Source organism: Thermocrinis minervae, assembly GCF_900142435.1.
Classification (GTDB): domain Bacteria; phylum Aquificota; class Aquificia; order Aquificales; family Aquificaceae; genus Thermocrinis_A; species Thermocrinis_A minervae.
Genome location: NZ_LT670846.1, coordinates 1,232,414 through 1,250,796 on the forward strand (window position 1 = coordinate 1,232,414; position 18,383 = coordinate 1,250,796).

Annotated in this window: 19 protein-coding genes and 1 tRNA gene; 10 read left to right on the forward strand and 10 right to left on the reverse strand. The window is 46.1% G+C overall.

Annotation, left to right across the window (positions count from 1 at the left end; translation table 11 throughout):
- Positions 1–9: 9 nt before the first annotated feature.
- Positions 10–495, reverse strand: coding sequence for a hypothetical protein (locus tag B5444_RS06890; RefSeq protein ID WP_079654483.1), 486 nt, complete (start codon positions 493–495; stop codon positions 10–12).
- 38 nt (positions 496–533) lie between these two features.
- Between B5444_RS06890 and B5444_RS06895 the strand changes: the two genes are divergently transcribed.
- Complete coding sequence (locus B5444_RS06895) at positions 534–1,820, forward strand: nucleotide sugar dehydrogenase (RefSeq protein WP_079654677.1); 1,287 nt, start codon at positions 534–536, stop codon at positions 1,818–1,820.
- Here B5444_RS06895 and B5444_RS06900 read toward each other — a convergent pair.
- The 3 genes from B5444_RS06900 to B5444_RS06910 are packed head-to-tail and all read right to left on the reverse strand — an operon-like array spanning position 1,805 to position 3,211.
- Entirely contained in the window at positions 1,805–2,122 is a 318-nt protein-coding gene (locus B5444_RS06900; protein ID WP_079654484.1) for a 4a-hydroxytetrahydrobiopterin dehydratase, read from the reverse strand. The genes B5444_RS06895 and B5444_RS06900 overlap by 16 nt on opposite strands.
- Complete coding sequence (locus tag B5444_RS06905; RefSeq protein ID WP_079654485.1) at positions 2,077–2,526, reverse strand: Fur family transcriptional regulator; 450 nt, start codon at positions 2,524–2,526, stop codon at positions 2,077–2,079. Before B5444_RS06905 ends, B5444_RS06900 begins: the two co-directional genes overlap by 46 nt.
- 28 nt (positions 2,527–2,554) lie before the next feature.
- A complete protein-coding gene (locus B5444_RS06910; RefSeq protein ID WP_079654486.1) occupies positions 2,555–3,211 on the reverse strand; it encodes an endonuclease V in 657 nt (218 codons plus the stop codon).
- Between the two features lie 18 nt (positions 3,212–3,229).
- Here B5444_RS06910 and carB point away from each other — a divergent pair, with 18 nt between their 5' ends.
- Genes carB through recG form a run of 3 tightly spaced genes read left to right on the forward strand, consistent with a single transcriptional unit; the run spans position 3,230 to position 7,717 of the window.
- Positions 3,230–4,903 (forward strand): carbamoyl-phosphate synthase large subunit, encoded by a 1,674-nt coding sequence (gene carB, locus B5444_RS06915; RefSeq protein ID WP_079654487.1) that lies wholly within the window; start codon positions 3,230–3,232, stop codon positions 4,901–4,903.
- Positions 4,888–5,361, forward strand: a complete 474-nt coding sequence (locus B5444_RS06920) for a nucleoside deaminase (RefSeq protein ID WP_079654488.1) — start codon at positions 4,888–4,890, stop codon at positions 5,359–5,361. The genes carB and B5444_RS06920 overlap by 16 nt, the downstream gene beginning before the upstream one ends.
- Entirely contained in the window at positions 5,339–7,717 is a 2,379-nt protein-coding gene (gene recG / locus B5444_RS06925; protein ID WP_079654489.1) for an ATP-dependent DNA helicase RecG, read from the forward strand. The genes B5444_RS06920 and recG overlap by 23 nt, the downstream gene beginning before the upstream one ends.
- Before the next feature lie 2 nt (positions 7,718–7,719).
- Here recG and B5444_RS06930 read toward each other — a convergent pair whose 3' ends face one another.
- The gene (locus B5444_RS06930) at positions 7,720–7,983 is read right to left on the reverse strand and encodes a cupin domain-containing protein (protein WP_079654490.1); all 264 of its coding nucleotides are present in this window, start codon (positions 7,981–7,983) and stop codon (positions 7,720–7,722) included.
- Positions 7,974–9,857 carry an NADH-quinone oxidoreductase subunit G gene (locus B5444_RS06935; RefSeq protein WP_079654491.1) on the reverse strand — a complete coding sequence of 628 codons (1,884 nt, stop codon included), beginning with the start codon at positions 9,855–9,857 and terminating at the stop codon, positions 7,974–7,976. The genes B5444_RS06930 and B5444_RS06935 overlap by 10 nt, the downstream gene beginning before the upstream one ends.
- Positions 9,858–9,924: 67 nt before the next feature.
- On the opposite strand from B5444_RS06935, the gene rpsO reads away from it, so the two are divergent.
- The 6 genes from rpsO (at position 9,925) to queA (ending at position 14,994) form a co-directional block, all read left to right on the forward strand.
- Positions 9,925–10,200 carry a 30S ribosomal protein S15 gene (gene rpsO, locus B5444_RS06940; protein ID WP_079654492.1) on the forward strand — a complete coding sequence of 92 codons (276 nt, stop codon included), beginning with the start codon at positions 9,925–9,927 and terminating at the stop codon, positions 10,198–10,200.
- Positions 10,197–12,293, forward strand: coding sequence for a polyribonucleotide nucleotidyltransferase (locus B5444_RS06945; RefSeq protein ID WP_154021754.1), 2,097 nt, complete (start codon positions 10,197–10,199; stop codon positions 12,291–12,293). Before rpsO ends, B5444_RS06945 begins: the two co-directional genes overlap by 4 nt.
- Positions 12,284–12,355, forward strand: a tRNA-Thr gene (locus tag B5444_RS06950). Before B5444_RS06945 ends, B5444_RS06950 begins: the two co-directional genes overlap by 10 nt.
- Before the next feature lie 14 nt (positions 12,356–12,369).
- On the forward strand, positions 12,370–12,822 hold the full coding sequence (gene dut / locus B5444_RS06955) for a dUTP diphosphatase (protein WP_079654493.1): 453 nt from the start codon (positions 12,370–12,372) through the stop codon (positions 12,820–12,822).
- Complete coding sequence (locus B5444_RS06960; RefSeq protein ID WP_079654494.1) at positions 12,815–13,993, forward strand: cation:proton antiporter; 1,179 nt, start codon at positions 12,815–12,817, stop codon at positions 13,991–13,993. The genes dut and B5444_RS06960 overlap by 8 nt, the downstream gene beginning before the upstream one ends.
- Positions 13,990–14,994: a tRNA preQ1(34) S-adenosylmethionine ribosyltransferase-isomerase QueA gene (gene queA, locus B5444_RS06965; RefSeq protein WP_079654495.1), complete on the forward strand. Its 1,005-nt coding sequence runs from the start codon at positions 13,990–13,992 to the stop codon at positions 14,992–14,994. The genes B5444_RS06960 and queA overlap by 4 nt, the downstream gene beginning before the upstream one ends.
- Here queA and B5444_RS06970 read toward each other — a convergent pair.
- The 4 genes from B5444_RS06970 to rho are packed head-to-tail and all read right to left on the reverse strand — an operon-like array spanning position 14,991 to position 18,380.
- Positions 14,991–15,530, reverse strand: a complete 540-nt coding sequence (locus tag B5444_RS06970) for a class I SAM-dependent methyltransferase (RefSeq protein WP_079654496.1) — start codon at positions 15,528–15,530, stop codon at positions 14,991–14,993. The genes queA and B5444_RS06970 overlap by 4 nt on opposite strands.
- Positions 15,531–15,533: 3 nt before the next feature.
- Positions 15,534–16,112: an imidazoleglycerol-phosphate dehydratase HisB gene (hisB, locus tag B5444_RS06975; protein WP_079654497.1), complete on the reverse strand. Its 579-nt coding sequence runs from the start codon at positions 16,110–16,112 to the stop codon at positions 15,534–15,536.
- A complete protein-coding gene (gene holA, locus B5444_RS06980) occupies positions 16,072–17,097 on the reverse strand; it encodes a DNA polymerase III subunit delta (RefSeq protein WP_079654498.1) in 1,026 nt (341 codons plus the stop codon). The genes hisB and holA overlap by 41 nt, the downstream gene beginning before the upstream one ends.
- The gene (rho, locus tag B5444_RS06985; RefSeq protein ID WP_079654499.1) at positions 17,094–18,380 is read right to left on the reverse strand and encodes a transcription termination factor Rho; all 1,287 of its coding nucleotides are present in this window, start codon (positions 18,378–18,380) and stop codon (positions 17,094–17,096) included. Before rho ends, holA begins: the two co-directional genes overlap by 4 nt.
- Positions 18,381–18,383 lie beyond the last annotated feature (3 nt).

Here is an 18,383-nt window from a genome sequence, read left to right on the forward strand (position 1 = left end):
AAACCTCCTCTAAGAGGATATCTCACATTCTATTCCATACTCCCTATGTACCGTATCAACAACTTTCATTAAGTCAACCTCTTCTTCTAACATTCTCTCAATGGTCCTTATAAAGTAGTCAAGGTCAACGAGCTTTATGTAAGCTAGTCCACCCCAAAGGTTCTCCCTTTTGAGGATCATGTTTTTCTTCTTTGAGATGAAATCCAGTGCCTTGTCCCTTAAAAAGATGGTGCCACCGTCCACCACAAGCACGTTGTTTCCCCTTAGCTTTCTAAGCCCCTTATAGATGGCATAAAGTTTAGAGCCCTTATCGTTGTTTATGAAGACCAAGTCAGGGAACCTATCAAAGAGCTCTTTAAACTGAGAAGTAAGAGTGATGTAAAGACTATCAGGTCCTATAAACCTTTTCAGTGCCTTTACTGTCTCCTCTAGCTTACTTAGTAGGTTCACATCTTCCTTCAGACTTTCGTAAAGTACTATAAGAACCTTAACCATACGTTACAAGATATTATAAACAAGATATTATAATGAGTATGATGTTCAACCCAACAAAAGACAAGATATGCGTGGTAGGACTTGGTTACGTAGGACTACCGCTAGCAGTGCTCCTCTCTAAGAAGTTTAAAGTAGTGGGTTACGACACAAAAAAAGAGAGAATAGAAGAGTTAAAGAGTGGAATAGATTCAACAGGTGAGGTACCGCCAGAGAAGCTAAAAAGCTCTACCTTGGAATTTTCCCACGATGAGAAGGTAATCTCTGAGTGTAAGGTAATCATAGTAGCTGTGCCTACACCGGTAGACAAGCTTAAGAACCCTGACCTTTCCTTTCTCAGGAGCGCCTCTCAGGTGGTTGGAAGGAATATGCAGAAGGGCTCTGTGGTAGTTTACGAGTCTACTGTATACCCTGGGGCTACAGAGGAGGTGTGCATACCCATACTGGAGAAGGAAAGCTCCCTAAAGTGGAAGAGAGATTTTTGGGTGGGTTACTCTCCCGAAAGGGTCAACCCAGGAGACAGGGAACATACCTTAGAAAAGGTGGTCAAGGTGGTGGCTGGCGATACACCGCAGACGGCCGAGCTCCTTTCCCAGATATACGGAAGCGTGATAGAGGCAGGTGTCTATGTAGCACCAGACATAAGGACTGCCGAGGCTGCAAAGGTCATAGAGAACATCCAGAGGGATGTAAACATAGCCCTCATAAACGAGCTGGCCCTCATCTTTCACAGGCTTGGGCTTGACACCCACGAGGTCTTAAAGGCTGCATCCACCAAGTGGAACTTTTTGAGGTTTGAGCCTGGGCTTGTGGGTGGCCACTGTATACCAGTAGACCCTTACTACCTTGCCCATAAATCCCAGGAGGTAGGTTACGTCCCTAAGCTGATACTCGCAGGTAGGAGCGTGAACGAGGATATACCCATCTACATAGCCCACCAAGTGGTAAAGCTCCTTATAAAAGCCGGTAAGAAGGTGAAAGGATCCAAGTTATTAGTGCTAGGTCTTTCCTTCAAGGAGAACGTGCCCGACACCAGAAACAGCAAAGTCTTCCCCCTATGCAAAGAGCTTGAGGAGTTCGGTTGTGATGTTTTTGTCTACGATCCTGTGGCCGAGAGGGAACTGGAGGAAAGCGTAAACAGGATAGAGGATCCTATAAAGTACTCTCCCTATGACGCAGTCATCTTCGCAGTAAGGCATAGGGTTTTGCTCGAGGAGTTTACACCAGATAGGATAAGGTCTATTTCCACAGAACCATACATCCTGGTAGATATAAAAGGTATATTCTCACGTAAGGATGTGGATGGGTTTGTTTACTGGCGGCTCTGATATAGGCTTATGAGCCTTTCTATCTCCTTGGCCAGTATGCAATCCCTTTCTGTGATAGCATCAAGCTCGTGGGTCTTTAGCTTTATGACCATGTGTTTAAAGCCCAGGCATACGTCTGGATGGTGCCAGTAAGCCTCGGCGAGGTACGCTATGGCGTTGAGCAACATCATAACCTGAGTGAAGTTTTTTAGCCTTATCTCTCTAGTGAGATAGCCATCTTGAAGCTTCCACTCGGGCAGCTCGGATAGTATAGACTTTAGTTCTTCTGGTGTGTAGACCTTAGGCTTTCCTTCTGCTGACATGCTGGACACACTCCGTATATGTGGACCGAGTATCCTTCCACCTTATAACCGTAAAGCTTCTCGGGTAAGTTTAGTCCGAAGTCAAAAGATACATCCTTTATGGTCCCACATTTTGTACATATGAGGTGGTGGTGTTCCTGGATGTTTGCATCGTACCTTACCGAGTTGCCCCAGTAGGCCACCCTCTTTACCAGGTTTAGCTGCTCCAAGGTCTCTATAGTTCTGTAGACTGTGGCAAGGGACACAAAAGGATAGCGTTTTTTAACTTCGTTGTAAACTTCCTCAGCGGTGGGGTGGTCATCTCTGCTTAGAAGTACCTCGTAGACGGCCACCCTCTGAGGTGTTATCCTAAGACCCATACTCCTACAAGCCTTTATGAATAAATCTACCTTATCTTTGATCATAGTTAAACTAATATAAAGCATATGAAAATCATTTGCAAGAGTTTCTTAAGTACCACTGAAGGTGGTTGTGTGCCAACCTAGTAGGTTCTGGCACTCTGTACATGGAGGTCTTTAGTACGAGCTCTATGGCTGTGTTCAAGCTAATTCTATGGCCTACTGAGACAAATATGGGAGCGGTGTTGTCCTTAGTCCTAACTACAGCACCTATGGTTCTACCTCTGTAGGTAAGAGGACTCCAGCTTCCTCTGCGTACATCTGGCTCTTTGTAAAAGCCAAAGAGTCTACTTTTTGCAACACCTACACTTACACAGTTAAGCTTGACACCAAAATGGGATGCTATACCACACCCGCGTGGATGTGCCACACCCTGACCGTCTATGAAGACCACGTCAGGCTTTACTTCTGCCGAAAGATATACCTTTTCCATGAGAGGTAACTCTCTAAAGGCTAGGAAGGTGGGTATGTAAGGAAAGTCCACAGTACCCTCTACCACGTGGCTGTACACCTTTTTGAGGGTTTTTATGTCTACAACTACAAGGCTTGCCCAGGCTCTTGTTGGGTTGCCCTTTGGATCTTCAAAGGTAAGATCAATGCCGCCTACTAACCTTACTTCCGTAAAGTCATCAGTTTGCAAAACCTTTTTGGCACACTCTATTTGTATCCTCTTTAGTTCCTCCAGGTCCACAGTATAATAAAAATTTTAATGCCAAGGCGAGAAGACATAGAGAGCATACTCATAATAGGTTCAGGTCCCATAGTCATAGGCCAAGCTGCTGAGTTTGACTACTCGGGCACTCAAGCATGCAAAGCCTTGAAGGAAGAAGGCTACAGGATAATACTGGTAAACTCAAACCCTGCTACCATAATGACAGACCCTCAAATAGCCGACAGGACATACATAGAACCCCTCACCGTGGAGGTACTTGAGAAGATAATCCAAAAGGAGAGACCGACGGCGCTACTACCCACGTTGGGTGGACAGACGGCTCTAAACTTAGCTGTAAAGCTCTACGAGATGGGAATACTGGAAAGGTATTCAGTGGAACTTATAGGTGCAAGCTACGAGGCCATAAAGAAGGGAGAAGATAGAGACCTCTTTAGGAAGTCTATGCAGAAGATAGGTCTTAAGGTTCCTCCTAGCGTGGTAGTGTCTTCGGTAGAAGAAGGTATTAAAGCTGTAAAAGAAATAGGCTTTCCAGCCATCCTCAGGCCAGCTTTTACCCTAGGTGGAACGGGCGGCTCCATAGCCTACAACATAGAAGAGTTCAAGGAAAAGTTGAGGATAGCTTTAGAGACCTCCCCCATACACCAGGTACTGATAGATAAATCCTTGATAGGTTGGAAGGAGTATGAATTCGAGGTAATAAGAGATAAGAAGGACAACGTGATAATAGTATGCTCCATAGAGAACTTTGACCCTATGGGAGTTCACACGGGAGACTCCATAACAGTAGCGCCAGCTCAAACACTATCCGACAAGGAATACCAGATACTAAGGGATGCATGTATAGCCATCATGAGGGAGATAGGTGTGGACACGGGTGGCTCCAACATCCAGTTTGCAGTAAATCCAGAAGACGGTGACTTTTACGTGATAGAGATGAACCCCAGGGTATCCAGAAGCTCCGCGCTCGCTTCAAAGGCAACTGGGTTCCCCATAGCCAAGGTGGCTGCAAAGCTTGCAGTAGGTTACACCTTGGACGAGCTTAAGAACGACATAACCAAGCATACACCTGCTTCCTTCGAACCTTCCATAGACTACGTGGTGGTCAAAATACCGCGCTTTGACTTTATGAAATTCCCCGAGGCAGACAGGACCCTCACCACCATGATGAAGTCCGTGGGTGAGGTTATGGCTATAGGTAGGACCTTTAAGGAAGCCCTTCAGAAAGCCATATACAGCTTAGAGATGGACGTCTATGGTCTGCACATGAAGAGATTAGAAAAAGTAACAAGGGAAGAACTGGAGCATAACCTAAGGACTCCAAACCCAGACAGACTCTGGTACATAGCTCAGGCTTTAAGAGAAGGTTATACGGTGGAGCAGATAAACATCCTCACCCATATAGATCCTTGGTTCCTTTGGCAGATAAAGGAGATAGTAGATTTTGAGAAGGAGCTCCTACAAAAAGAGCTTGATGAAGAAACACTCAAAAGGGCAAAGGAGCTTGGTTTCTCAGACAGACAGATAGCCCAGCTTAAAGGCATGAACGAGCTGGAAGTTAGAAAGCTTAGGAAGAGCTACTCCATAGTTCCCACTTTCAAAGGTGTGGACACGTGCGCCGGTGAGTTCCACGCCTACACTCCTTACTACTACTCTACCTATGAGTCTCCATACTTTTTGGAAGGTGAGGGTCCCGTATGGGACCAGGACTAGAGCGAGACCCCTTTTACGTATGCATGCAAGAAGCTAGGAAGGCCTTCAACGAAGGAGAAGTACCAGTAGGCTGCGCTGTGTTCAAAGAAGGTAGGTTGTTGGTAAGCTCCCACAACATGGTACAGACTTTAAAAGATCCTCTTGCTCACGCGGAGATACTAGCCATAAGGCAAGCTACAGAAATACTGGGAGAAAAATACCTCTACGGCTGTGAGGTACACGTGAGCCTAGAGCCGTGCCTGATGTGTACCTATGCCCTGGTGCTTGCAAGGGTAGACAGGATAGTCTTCTATGCCCTTGACCACAAACATGGTGGAATCATGAGCCTTTACAACATACTTGACGATGTTAGACTTAACCATAGGGTAAGGTGGGAATACAAACCGAGAGAGGAAGCTCAGAGACTTTTGAAGGAGTTCTTTGAAAGGTTGAGGGATGACCAAAGTAGAAAAGGCTAAAAAGCTCTTACAGGAGCTCACCGACAAAAACTTCCTGCTCCTTAAACGATCTAAAAACGTAGGAATCTACCTTTTTAGCCTTCTTAAAGACATACTGCCTCAGGACTACTTGGAACTTCTCAAAGGCTTTGACGGCTACAGCCTAGAGAAGAAGAAAGCTCTACTGATGACTATAAGAAGCTTTATAGAGGCCGCAGACTTTAGCCCAAGGACCTTTAGCTTTGAGCATGAAAAGAAATTACCACTAGAGAAGTTCTTCAAGAAGGTTGAAGACCTTAAGGTCTTGGACCAAAAGGAGAAGAAAGTACTCCTGGCCTTTGGCATACAAGATATGCAAAGTGCTCTATGGTACGTACCCGTAAGGTACGAAGACAGAAGGCTAAACACATCCATAGGTACGGCCATCGTAGGCCAGAAGGTGGCTCTAAAGGTAAGGGTAGTGGACAAGGGCTACCAGCAGGATGAAAAGTACCCAGCCTTTGTTAAGGTAGCAGACTCTACAGGAGTACTCTACCTGCGGTACAAGTATAAAAACCCAAGGTTTCTAGCCCGCTTTGTAGTAGGAAAGGAAATGATAGTCTACGGGAAACTACTAGAGTACAAAGGAGAGAAGTACATGGTACACCCCGAGGTACTCTCTCAGGAAGAGGCAGGACTCATACTACCCTTCTATTACATAAGGACCAAGTCAGGGTTAAAGCTTCCAGCGAAGCAAAAGCACAAAAAGCTAAGAGCCATAATGGAAAAACTAGTAGAGTACGTAAAACATATGCCCGAGTATATGCCTCAGGAGTGGCTTAAAAGCAACAACTACCCATCCATAGCTGAGTGTTTGTACTTTGTACATAAGCCTTCCCACGAGCTTTATCCTCTCTTGACTATAGAAGACCTCAACGCCTTCCTTACCCCCTATCAGAGAAGGTTGTCTCACGAAGAGCTGCTTCTTTATCAGCTTGCCCTTAGACTAAGACGGCTTGAAGCTGTAAGCCACAACGCTGTAAAACCCTCTGAGGACTTCTTAAAGCACATAGAGAATTTTAAGAAGTCGCTACCCTTTAAGCTTACGCAAGCTCAAGAGAGAGTTATAGAAGAGATAGTAAAAGACATACTGTCTGGTAAACCCATGCAGAGGCTTTTACAGGGAGACGTAGGAAGCGGTAAGACAGTAGTTAGCATGGCCATAGCTTACGCCTTTGCCATGGAAGGATACCAGAGCGCCATTATGGTACCTACTGAGATACTTGCAAGACAACATTTTGAAAACTTTCAAAAACTTTTGGCCCCATTAGGTGTAAACGTGGCCCTTTTGACAAGCTCTGTCAAAGGTGCAGAAAGGCAGAGCGTCTACAAACACACAAAGGAAGGAAACATACACGTACTCGTAGGAACCCATGCCCTACTGGAAGAGGACGTAGAGTTCAAGAAGCTTGCCTTTGTAGTCATAGACGAGCAGCACCGTTTTGGAGTCCTTCAGAGAAAGCTACTTCTTGAAAAGGGAAAGGGTTATTACCCGCACAGCCTCGTCATGAGCGCCACACCCATACCCAGGACCCTAGCCCTTTCCCTCTATGGAGACCTAGACATCTCTGTAATAGACCAGATGCCAGAGGGTAGGAAACCCATCATCACCATGCTATTCTTTGAGTCACAGTTTGACAGAGTGGTAGAAAAGGTAAGGCAGGAGGTTCAGAAAGGACACAAGGTCTACGTGGTCTACCCCGTTATAGAAGAATCTGAAAAGCTCCAACTTAAGGCCTTGATGACGGAACACGAAAAGTGGAAGAAGCTCTTCCCAGACAAGGAAGTACACATACTGCACGGAAAGATGAAAGAGGAGGACAAAAGAAAGGTGATGGAGGCTTTCAAGGAAAGAGGTCACATCCTCCTTTCCACCACTGTCATAGAAGTTGGTATAGACGTACCTGACGCCACCGTCATGGTGATTGAATCCGCTCATAGGTTTGGACTCTCACAGCTTCACCAGCTAAGGGGTAGGGTAGGTAGGTCTCACCTTCAAAGCTACTGCTACCTGGTAGTACCAGATGAGGTAAAACAGGACGAGGATGCCATAAACAGGCTGAAGGTTATGGTACGTACCAACGACGGATTTAAGATAGCTGAAGAAGACCTAAAGCTCAGGGGACCTGGTGATCTTCTGGGTGCAGCCCAATCGGGATACTTTGGATTCTGGGTGGCAAACCTCACGCGCCTCGATGACCTTATACTCCTTGAGAAGGCAAAGAAAGAGGCCGAAGAGATACTTTCCAAAGATCCAAAGCTTGAAAGCTATCCAGACCTTAAAAAGGTCTTACTCTACAGGTACGGTGATAGGATGGACCTAAGTCACATAGCTTAAAGCTACTTCTCACCACAGAGGTAGCAGACACCCTCCTCCGTCCTTGCCCAGTGTCTTTGACCTGCCTTTACCTCAAAGATATCACCTTCTTTAAGGTGGTACACACCTTCCTCTGTACCTATCACCATGGAACCCTTGTAGACTAGCCTCACTTCGTCCCTACTATGGGTATGCCAGTCGTAGTAAGCACCTGGTGGATCACACCACGAGTAGATGTTTTTATAACCCATGAGTTCAAGCTTTCTCTTTAACTCTTTTAGGTCCATCTTTGTAAAACCGTTGAGTTCTTCTCGTATAGCTTGCTAAGGTTCTGACTCCTTCTTGTTATCCAAGAGCTTCTGTAGAGGTGGACCTCTGGAGTTTTAACAGGCTGATAGCTTTCCTTCTTAAGTATCTTAATACCCTTGTTGAGGCTTCCCACGGCAGATGTAAGAGCCTGGAAGAAGTCCCTATCGTTAAAGGCCCATGGTAAGATTCTCCTTGAAGGAACATCCCCAAACAAGGAGCTAAAGGTACCTTCCACTTCACCCAACAGATTCATGGGTATCCTTATGCCTGCATAGGAAGATAGGCCGTCAGCAAAAGGTGAGAAAACCACCAAATGCTCCAATTTTTCAAAGAGTCCATAAACGTATTCCTCAGGGTAGTAGTCTAGTATGTCCTCACCGAACACTACCAGGTTCTTTATTTTGCCCCTTTGGACCTCTTCAAGAAGACCACCAAGGTGGGAGAGCTTGTCTCCGAAGATCCTGTAGACACCCTTAAAGTTTGCATCCTTGTGTAGCACCATAAAGTCAACCCTATCTTTTAAACTTTTCAGGTACTCTCCAAGAGCCCTGGCTTTATCTCCTATTAAACCAGTGGTGTTTACCAGGACAAGGAACTTACCCTCAAGGTCCTTTAAGCTTTCCAGGTCTATGACATGAGGTCTTAGCTTGGAATCCCTCGAAAACTCGCCCACCCTGTAGACCTTGCCCTTGATGTAGTAAGAGAGCACTGGTAAGCTTGAGGTTATGTCCTCTCCTATGAGAACAAAGCCTTCGTAAGAGCTAAGGTCGTGTACGCTTACATCCTTTGGTTCTCCAAAGGCCTCCAAGAAGGGATAGAGGTCAAGGCTCAAGGTAGAAGTGATAAAAGAGCCTACAGCTTCAGCTACAGACCTTATGGACTGTAACACTTCGTTGCTAAGGTAGGGTGACACCACTATAGCCGTTGATTCTCCCCTCTCCTTAAGGATGTTAGCCAGGAAGCTGGCCACGTTGGAAGGTGATTCTTCTTTACCGTGCAAGTAACAGGACAGGAGTCTGTTTTCGTTTAGTACATCGTACCCAAAGAAGGTTTTGGCACATATGTTTAGCTCATCCGTGGGCTTTGTCCTGTAGACCTTTCTCTGAGATCTCCAGTCACCCAGACCAAACTCTACCTGGACTTCACATCCTACCGCACAGTTAAAACAATGGGTAGACGCTCTTTCGAGTAACCAGCTTCTTGTCCAGTATTTGAAAGGTTTTGATATTATGGCTCCCACCGGACACACATGAACGCATATACCGCACATCTCGCAGCTTGATGTGTCCATGGGCCTAACAGCTGGAGCTATGTTAGATTGGAATCCCCTTTCCTCTATGTAGAGGGCATGGGCACCTACCACATCATCGCAGGCTCTTGTACACCTATAACAAACCACACACCTGTTAGAGTAATACTCCAAAAAGTCGCTCTCCCAGTCTACGTAGTGCCTTTCCTTCTCTAGTGCAGACACAGGAACTATCTGTCTTTGTGGTCCAAAGATGGCACCATAGTTTTGGAGGTCACACTCTCCAGCCTTGTCACATATGGGACAGTCCAGTGGATGTCTTGTCATAAAGGCTTGCAGGAGGTACTTCTGGTTTGCCTTCACCAGGTCGTGCTTTGTGGAGATAACCATACCATCCTCTACTGGAGTGTTACAGGAGGTAATCAGCCTTCCAGTCTTTTCGTTGTAGACGATACACATCCTACAGGCACCTATTATCTTGAGCCTGGGGTGGTAGCAGAAGTAAGGTATAGCTATACCGTTCTCAAGGGCTGCCTGAAGTACGGTTTTTCCTTTCTGAACCTCATATTCCTTACCATCTATAGTTATTCTTACTTTCTCCATAGTAGTCTCCTTTGGGTATTTCTATTATAATAATACTTAAACTTCCAACGAGTTAAGGAGGAGAAAGATGCCGCTTCCTAAAGAGCTAAAGCAGGAGATAATAAGGAACTTTCAGAGGCACGATAAGGATACGGGCTCTCCTGAGGTGCAGATAGCCATACTCACGGAGAAGATAAACAGGCTTACAGAGCACCTCAAGAAGCACAAGAAGGATATACACTCAAGGAGAGGCCTTATAGCTATGATACACGCAAGAAGGAGGCATCTCGAGTACCTCAGACAGAAAGACTATCAGAGGTACCTTGAGATAGTAAAAAGGTTGGGTCTTAAGGTGAAAGAATGATAAAGGTGGAGATTCCACTGGAAGACCAGGATCCGATCATTATAGAAACAGGGCATTATGCTAAGCTGGCAGATGGCTCCGTAGTAGTAAAGCAGGGTGATACTGCCGTCCTAGTAACGGCAGTCATGTCAGACTCACCCGCCACGGGTGTAGACTTCGTACCGCTTACTGTAGATTACAGGGAGCAAGCCTCAGCTTGGGGTAAAATACCCGGCGGCTTTATAAAGAGGGAAGGAAAGCCCACCGATAGGGAGGTACTCGTTTCAAGAGTCATAGACAGGCCTATAAGACCTCTGTTCCCAGAGGGCTTCTTCCATGATGTGGTGGTGACCGCCCTCACTCTGTCAGCCGACGACAAGTATGACCCTGATGTGCTTGCCATAACTGGAGCCTCCGCCGCACTACACATATCCCGGATACCCTTTGATGGACCTATAGCAGGTCTAAGGGTATGCAGGGTAGACGGAAATTTCCTTGTAAACCCCACCTACGAGCAAAGGCAAAAGGCAGACCTAGAGCTTATAGTAGCCGTCTCAGAGGATTCCATAGTCATGGTAGAGGGTGGAGGCAAGGAGGTACCTGAAGAGGTACTCCTTCAAGCTCTTTACTATGCCCTGGAAAAGGGTAAACCTATAATAGAAGCTCAGAGGAAGCTGAGAGAACAAGCAGGCGTAGAAAAGGCCTCCTTTGAACCTATAGACTTACCTGAAGACATACAAAAAGCCCTTGAAGAGTTCTGCACACCAAGAATACTAGAATGTTTTGCCATACAGGACAAAAGACAGAGAAAGGACGCTCTTGCGAAAGTCTTAGAAGAGTTCTTACAATACCAAGGTATACAGGATGAGTCTTTAAAGTTCAAAGTTCAGTACGCCTATAAGAAGCTAAACAGTAAACTGTTGCGTAAAAAAGTCCTGGATGAAGGTGTCCGCATAGACGGAAGGGGGCCTAAAGATATAAGGCCCATAACCATAGAGGTTCATCCCTTTGAAAGGCCACACGGAAGCGCCATATTCACCAGGGGGCAAACGCAAGCCTTTGCCACCGTAACCTTAGGCTCTCCGGAGGAAGCTCAGCTCGTCGAAAGCATATACGAAGGAGAAGTGGCCAAAAGGTTTATGCTGCACTACAACTTCCCACCCTTCTCCACGGGTGAGGCAAGACCTTGGGGACCACCAAGGAGAAGAGAGATAGGACATGGCTCCCTTGCAGAAAGGGCTTTAGAGCCTCTAATACCACCAGAAGAGGAGTTTCCTTACATAATAAGGATAGTTTCTAACATCTTAGAGTCCAATGGTTCTACTTCGATGGCCACCGTGTGTGCTGGATCCCTGGCACTCTTTGATGCGGGAGTCCCCATGAAGAAACACGTAGCTGGCATAGCTATGGGCCTCATCATGGATGGAGAGAGGTACGTCATCCTGTCCGACATACTGGGAGACGAAGACCAGCTTGGAGACATGGACTTTAAAGTGGCAGGTACAAGAGATGGTATAACCAGCGTCCAGATGGACATAAAGATAAAGGGCCTCAAGAAGGAAATAATGGCCCAAGCTCTAGAGCAAGCAAAGGAAGGAAGGCTTTACATACTCCAAAAGATGTACGAAGCCATACCTGAACCCAGGAAGGAAGTTTCACCTTACGCTCCAAAGATAGAGATAATCACCGTTCCTGAAGATAAGGCTCTGTTGATAATAGGTCCAGGTGGAAAGAACGTAAGAGAGATAAGGGAAAAGATTGGAGCAAGCGTGTGGGTCCATGAGGGTGGAAGAGTTTCCATAACGGCTCAGACAAGGGAAGCCATAGAAGAGGCCAAGAAGATAATAAAGAGCCTTATTGCTGAAATAGAAGTGGGTAAAGTTTACGAAGGTAAGATAACAAGAGTTGAGCCTTACGGAGTCTTTGTAGAAATACTCCCAGGAAAGGTAGGACTCTTACACGTATCCAAGATGGAAGGGAACGTTAAAGATGTAAAGGCTAGGTTCTCGGTTGGTGATACCATAAGGGCTATGGTCATAGAGATAGACGAGCTTGGCAGACCCAAACTCAGTACCATAGGTATAGATCAATCAGAGCAGACAAAGCCGGCGTAGCTCAGTGGCAGAGCGAGGCACTCGTAATGCCTAGGTCGTGGGTTCGAATCCCACCGCCGGCTAGAAGGCGTTAACCATGAAGATAAGGGTAAAAAGGCTTCCCCACGCAGAAGGTCTTCCTTTGCCTACCTATGCCACAAAGGGCTCATCTGGTTTTGACCTTCTGGCTGCTGTAGACTCTCCGGTAGTCATCAACCCAGGAGAGTGGGCGCTCATACCCACCGGTCTAGTGTTTGAGATCCCTGAAGGTTACGAGGGTCAAGTAAGACCAAGGAGCGGGCTAGCTCTAAAGCACGGCATAACCCTTTTGAACTCACCAGGTACGATAGACTCCGACTACAGGGGTGAAGTCAAAGTGATCCTTATAAACCTAGGCAAGGAACCTTTCGTGGTAGAAAGGGGAGACAGGATAGCCCAGATGGTTATAGTACCTATAGTAAAGGTTGATCTTGAAGAAAGCCAAGACTTGCAAGAGACAGAAAGATCCGATGGAGGTTTTGGCTCCACAGGAATAAAACCTAATGCATGAGCTCTTCCTGCAATTAGCCATAATACTCTTTACAGCAAGGCTTGTGGGAGACCTATTTGCAAAGTTTGGGATTCCTACAGTCCTCGGTGAGATACTAGTAGGTGTGCTCTTAGGTCAAAGTGCCCTTGGTCTTATCCCCATAAACGATGTCATAAGAACCCTTGCTGAGATAGGCATTCTTGTCCTTCTTTTTCACATAGGTCTCGAAGCAGACATACACCAGCTAAAAAAAGTAGGACTTTCTGCCTTCTTTGTAGCTACAGTAGGAGCTTTAACTCCCATATTCTTGAGTACAGCAGTGGGTATTTATGTGCTTGATCTACCACTTACAACTTCTCTCTTTCTAGGCGGCACTTTCACGGCTACTAGCATAGGCATAACAGTCGGAGTTTTAAAAAGCTTGGGAAGGCTCAAAGAGAGGTTTGCCCAAGTGGTGTTAGGTGCAGCCGTTATAGACGACGTGCTAGGTATCATAGCCCTAACCGTGATAGCGCAATATGCTAGAAACATGTGGATAGACTTCAACGCCATAACTACGCTCATCTTGTACATAGCAATCTTCTTCTTCTTTTCACCCTTGTTAGCCAAGATTATGGCCAATTTCATACAGATCATCGCCAGGAGACTAGGGACTATGGACTTTGTACCATCTACAGTGATGGCCATGGTCTTCTTCTTCGCCTACCTGTCTCACCTCTTTCAGATGGAGGCTATACTAGGAGCCTTCACTGCAGGCCTTGCCCTTTCAAGAAACTTCTCACTACCCTTTGCTAATATTTTGAGAACAGACGAACACATGGCTCAAAAGATAGAACACACTATGGCACCACTGACCTGGCTGTTCACACCCATATTCTTCGTATACGTGGGCCTCCAGATAAACCTAAGGGTAGTAGATCTTACCAATCCTACGTTTTGGAAGCTCTTTTTCATCTTGCTTTTTATTTCCTTTGTAGGCAAGTTGGTTTCTGGCTTTGTAACAAGAGGACCACTGAGGGAGAAGCTCCTTATAGGCTTGTCCATGCTACCAAGAGGAGAGGTGGGGCTTATATTTGTAGAGTTGGGAAAGCAGTTAAGGGTGTATGATGAGTTTATGTACGCAGTGGTGGTAGGTGTAGTTGCTGTAACCACACTGCTGTCACCCATACTTCTAAAGCTTGCTCTAAGATGAGGGTAGAAGAGTTTGACTACTACCTTCCACTCGAGCTTATTGCCAAGTATCCAGTGGAACCCAGACATGCAGCGCGGCTTATGGTGGTAAGGAGAGACACAGGAGATATAACCCATTCTACCTTCTGGAACTTAGACGAGTTTTTAGAGGAGGGAGATCTGCTTGTTTTCAACAACAGCAAAGTACTTCCTGCAAGGCTGAAGGCCTTCAAAAGCACTGGTGGTAAGGTGGAGGTGCTTCTGACGGACTACATCACCAAAGACACTTGGCAAGCACTCGTGGGTGGTAAGAACATTAAGGAAGGCATGACCTTAAAGGTATCTGAAGACTTTAAGGTGGAAGTTTTGAAGCATATAGAAGGTCCAAAGTTCCTTGTGAAGCTTGTTGCCGAAGATCCCCTGAAAGCCCTTGACAAGTACGGCCGCATACCCATACCACCATACCTAGAGAGAGAGGACGAACCCATAGACAGGATCTACTACCAAACGGTGTTCGCAAGAGAAGAAGGCTCTGTGGCAGCACCCACAGCCAGCCTTCACTTTTCTGAGGAACTCCTCCAAAAGCTACAAAACAAGGGAATAAAGATGGCCTTTATAACCCTTCACGTATCTTACGGTACTTTCAAGCCCGTTAAAGTGGAAAGAGTCGAAGAGCACAGGGTAGACCCCGAGTACATAAAGGTCCCTCAAGAAACCGTAGAAGCTATACTTCAGACAAAGCAGAAAGGAAAAAGGGTAGTAGCCGTTGGGACTACCACTGTGAGAGCCCTAGAAACAGCAGGCTTTAAACCTTACGAAGGGTGGACAGATCTTTACATATATCCTGGTTACAGCTTTAGGGTAGTGGATGCTCTCATCACCAACTTCCACCTTCCTAAGTCCTCCCTCCTTTTCTTGGTTTGCTCCTTTGGAGGGAAAGACCTGATAATGAAAGCTTACAAGATAGCTGTGGAGAACAGATACAGGTTTTACAGTTATGGGGATGGTATGCTCATACTCTAGGGTTTTCTTCCTACAAAGGTACTCACGTTGAACTCCTCTCTGTAGTGTATAACCTGGAGGTCCTTGAAGAGCCTTAAAAGTTCTCCCTCCTCAAGGAGGTAATCAGGGTTGAAATCCCCCCTGATGTGAAGGTGATTCCTGTTGTAAGTCTCGTATATGAGAACTCCTCCCCTCTTCAAAGACCTTACTATAGGAGCAGCCAAGGTCCTGTTTAGGTAGTAGAATACCACCACAAGATGGTAATACTCTTCCTTCAGAGGATACTCGTCCAAGTCTGCCACTATGAAGTTTATGTTTAGGTTTAACTCCCGTGCTTTATTCCTGGCCACATCTATGGCCACGTCGGATATGTCCACTGCATCTACCTGAAAGCCCTTTTGAGCTAGAAATATGGCGTTCTCACCCGTCCCACAAGCAAGCTCTAAAGCCCTACCCAGCGAAGCAAGATGGTAGAACTCTAGCAAAGTCTTATGTAATGACGTTCTATAACCCTTTGAGTACTTAAGGTTCCATCTTTCCCTGTCGGCCAAGGACATGAATCAAAGCATACCTTTCGTAGACGGAAGGTCCTTTGAGGTTATGCTGACGGCATCTCTTAAAGACCGTGCAAAAGCCTTAAAGCACGCCTCTGCCACGTGGTGGAGTATCTTTCCAGACAATACCTTCATGTGAGCTGTTATCTTTGCTTCAAGAACAAAGCCTTTAAAGAACTCCCATATGAGTTCAAAGTCAAACTCTGTTATCTTCCCCCTAAGGCCAAGGTCTTCGTAGAAGAAGAGAGGCCTGCCAGAGATGTCCAGGCTACATAGACACAAGGCTTCATCCATGGGTACTATAGCGTAGCCAAACCTGTTTATGCCCTTTTTGTCTCCCAAAGCATTTAGGAAGGCCATACCCAGGGTTATGCCCACGTCCTCCACTGTGTGATGGTGAGATACATGTACATCACCTTCTGCCTTCACCTCTATGTCAAAGCTTGAGTGTTTGGCGAAGGTTTCCAGCATATGGTTTAGAAAGCCCACGGGTGTGTCTATCAGAGCCTGACCACTACCGTCTAGGTTTATGTAAACCTCTACCTTAGTCTCCTTGGAATGCCTGCTGACTCGTCCTTCCCGCATTTAGCAGATATCTTATCACAAAGTTTCTTATGCTCTTGATGGGTTCTGAAAAGTATACCTTTATGGAGAAGTCTAGGAAGTACAGACCCCTGATGAGGGCCTTAAGGTCTTCCAGAGAGTAGAGCTGCATGTAGCGCTTAAAGTTATGCACCTGGAATGGATGTTTTACACCCACCGAAGACAGTGCATCCTCTACGGGCCTACCCCCCTCGGAGAGGGCTTTAGCTGTGTATAGCTTTAGGGCATAGCTGTCAAGCACAGCAAGCAACTGCAAGGGTTGTACACCACTTCTAAAAGCACTGTCTAAAGACAGCAGAGCCTTCTTAAGATCCTTCGTAAAGAAAGCCTCTAGGAAGTCAAATACATCCATCTGGAAGTTGGTCACCAGTAGCTTCTTTACATCTTCAAGGGTTATCTCCTTCTTTGGCAACAGCAGGAGCTTCTCTACCTCTCCCTTTAACCACATGAGGTCATAGTCTGTATGCTCTAAAAGGTAGTCAATGGCCTCTGGAGTTATCACCTTTCCCTCTTTCTGAAACCTTCCAACGACCAACTGCTTTACCTTATCCTTTGAAAGCCTTCTGGCTTCTACAATGTCACCTATCTTCGCTATAGTAGCCAGAGGTTCTTTAGCAAGATCCTGAGTTGTAAGTTTTTGGGAGAAGATCAAGAATACCACGTTACCGTTTAATTTTTGGGCCAGTTTTGTGTAAAAATCCTTGCTTTTAACTTTCTTCAACATATCCTCCGCCCTTCTTACTACGAAGACCCTTTGTTTACGTTCTCCAAACAACCCTCCCACCCTGAACTTATCCAGGAGAGTCTCCTCTGCTATCTCATCACCCCATAAGACCTCTACATCGAACTTAGACTTGAGCTTTTCTATAAAGTCCTTTATGAGGTACTCTTCCTCACCGTGGATTACGTTTATGGGTTTTGGATGTGAGCTCTCTATCTGTTTTCTGTACTCTATTATGCTCTTCATGAGTGCATGGCCTTTAGAAACTCCTTGTTGGTCTTGAACTTTTTGAGCTTGTCCAGGAGGAACTCCATGGCCTCTATTGGATCCATGGTGGCCAAGAACTTTCTAAGGACCCATATCCTCTGAAGCTCCCAGTCTTCCAGAAGAAGCTCTTCCTTCCTAGTTCCAGACTTCTCTATGTTTATGGCCGGGAAGATCCTCCTCTCCATCAACCTCCTGTCTAAGTGTATCTCCATATTTCCTGTTCCCTTGAACTCCTCGTATATCACATCGTCCATCTTGGAACCTGTCTCTATGAGTGCAGTGGCTATTATGGTCAGTGAGCCACCCTCTTCTATGTTTCTAGCAGCACCAAAGAACTTCTTGGGTTTTTGAAGGGCTGTGGCTTCTATACCACCCGTGAGCACTCTGCCGGTGGGTGGAGTTATGGCGTTGGCGGCTCTACCAAACCTAGTCATGGAGTCAAGGAGTATGACCACATCCTGACCCAACTCCACCATCCTCTTTGCCTTCTCAACTACTAATTCCGCTACTTGGACGTGCCTTTCGGGAGCCTCGTCAAAGGTAGAAGCTACTACCTCAGCTCCATCCCCTACTATCCTCTTCATCTCCGTAACTTCTTCTGGTCTCTCGTCTATGAGCAGGATGATAAGATAGACCTCTGGGTGGTTCTGTATAAGGGCCTGGGCTATCTTCTGAAGGAGTACCGTCTTTCCTGCCTTTGGTGGTGCTACTATAAGACCCCTTTGGCCCTTACCTATTGGTGCTATGAGGCTCACCACACGCGTAGATAGCTCCGTAGGGCTTGTCTCCAGGTTAAACCTTTCTGTAGGATGGAAGGGTGTGAGCTTCTCAAAGATGGGCCTAGAACGGAGCTTTTCTGGATCTGCTGGAAGTCCGTTCACAGATTCTATCTTTATGAGAGCCTGGTACTTTTCCCTTTCTTGTGGCTGTCTTGCAAATCCTATTATGGTGTCTCCTGTTCTTAGACCAAACTTCTTAATCTGGGAGGGTGCCACGTACACATCGGTAGAGCTTGGCATGTAGTTGTTCTCAAGGCTCCTTATAAAGCCGTATCCTTCCGGTAGGATCTCCAACACACCTTTTACAAAAGACAGGCCCTCCTCCTTGGCCTGTGCCTGCATTATCCTCTCTATAAGATCTTCCTTCCTAAGGCCCGTTACCCTCGGAAGATCTAACTCCTTACCTATCTTCTGTAGCTCTGCCAGAGATAGCTTCTTAAGTTCTTCGTAGGTGTAAAGCTTTTTTTCCTCAGCCTGACCCATTTT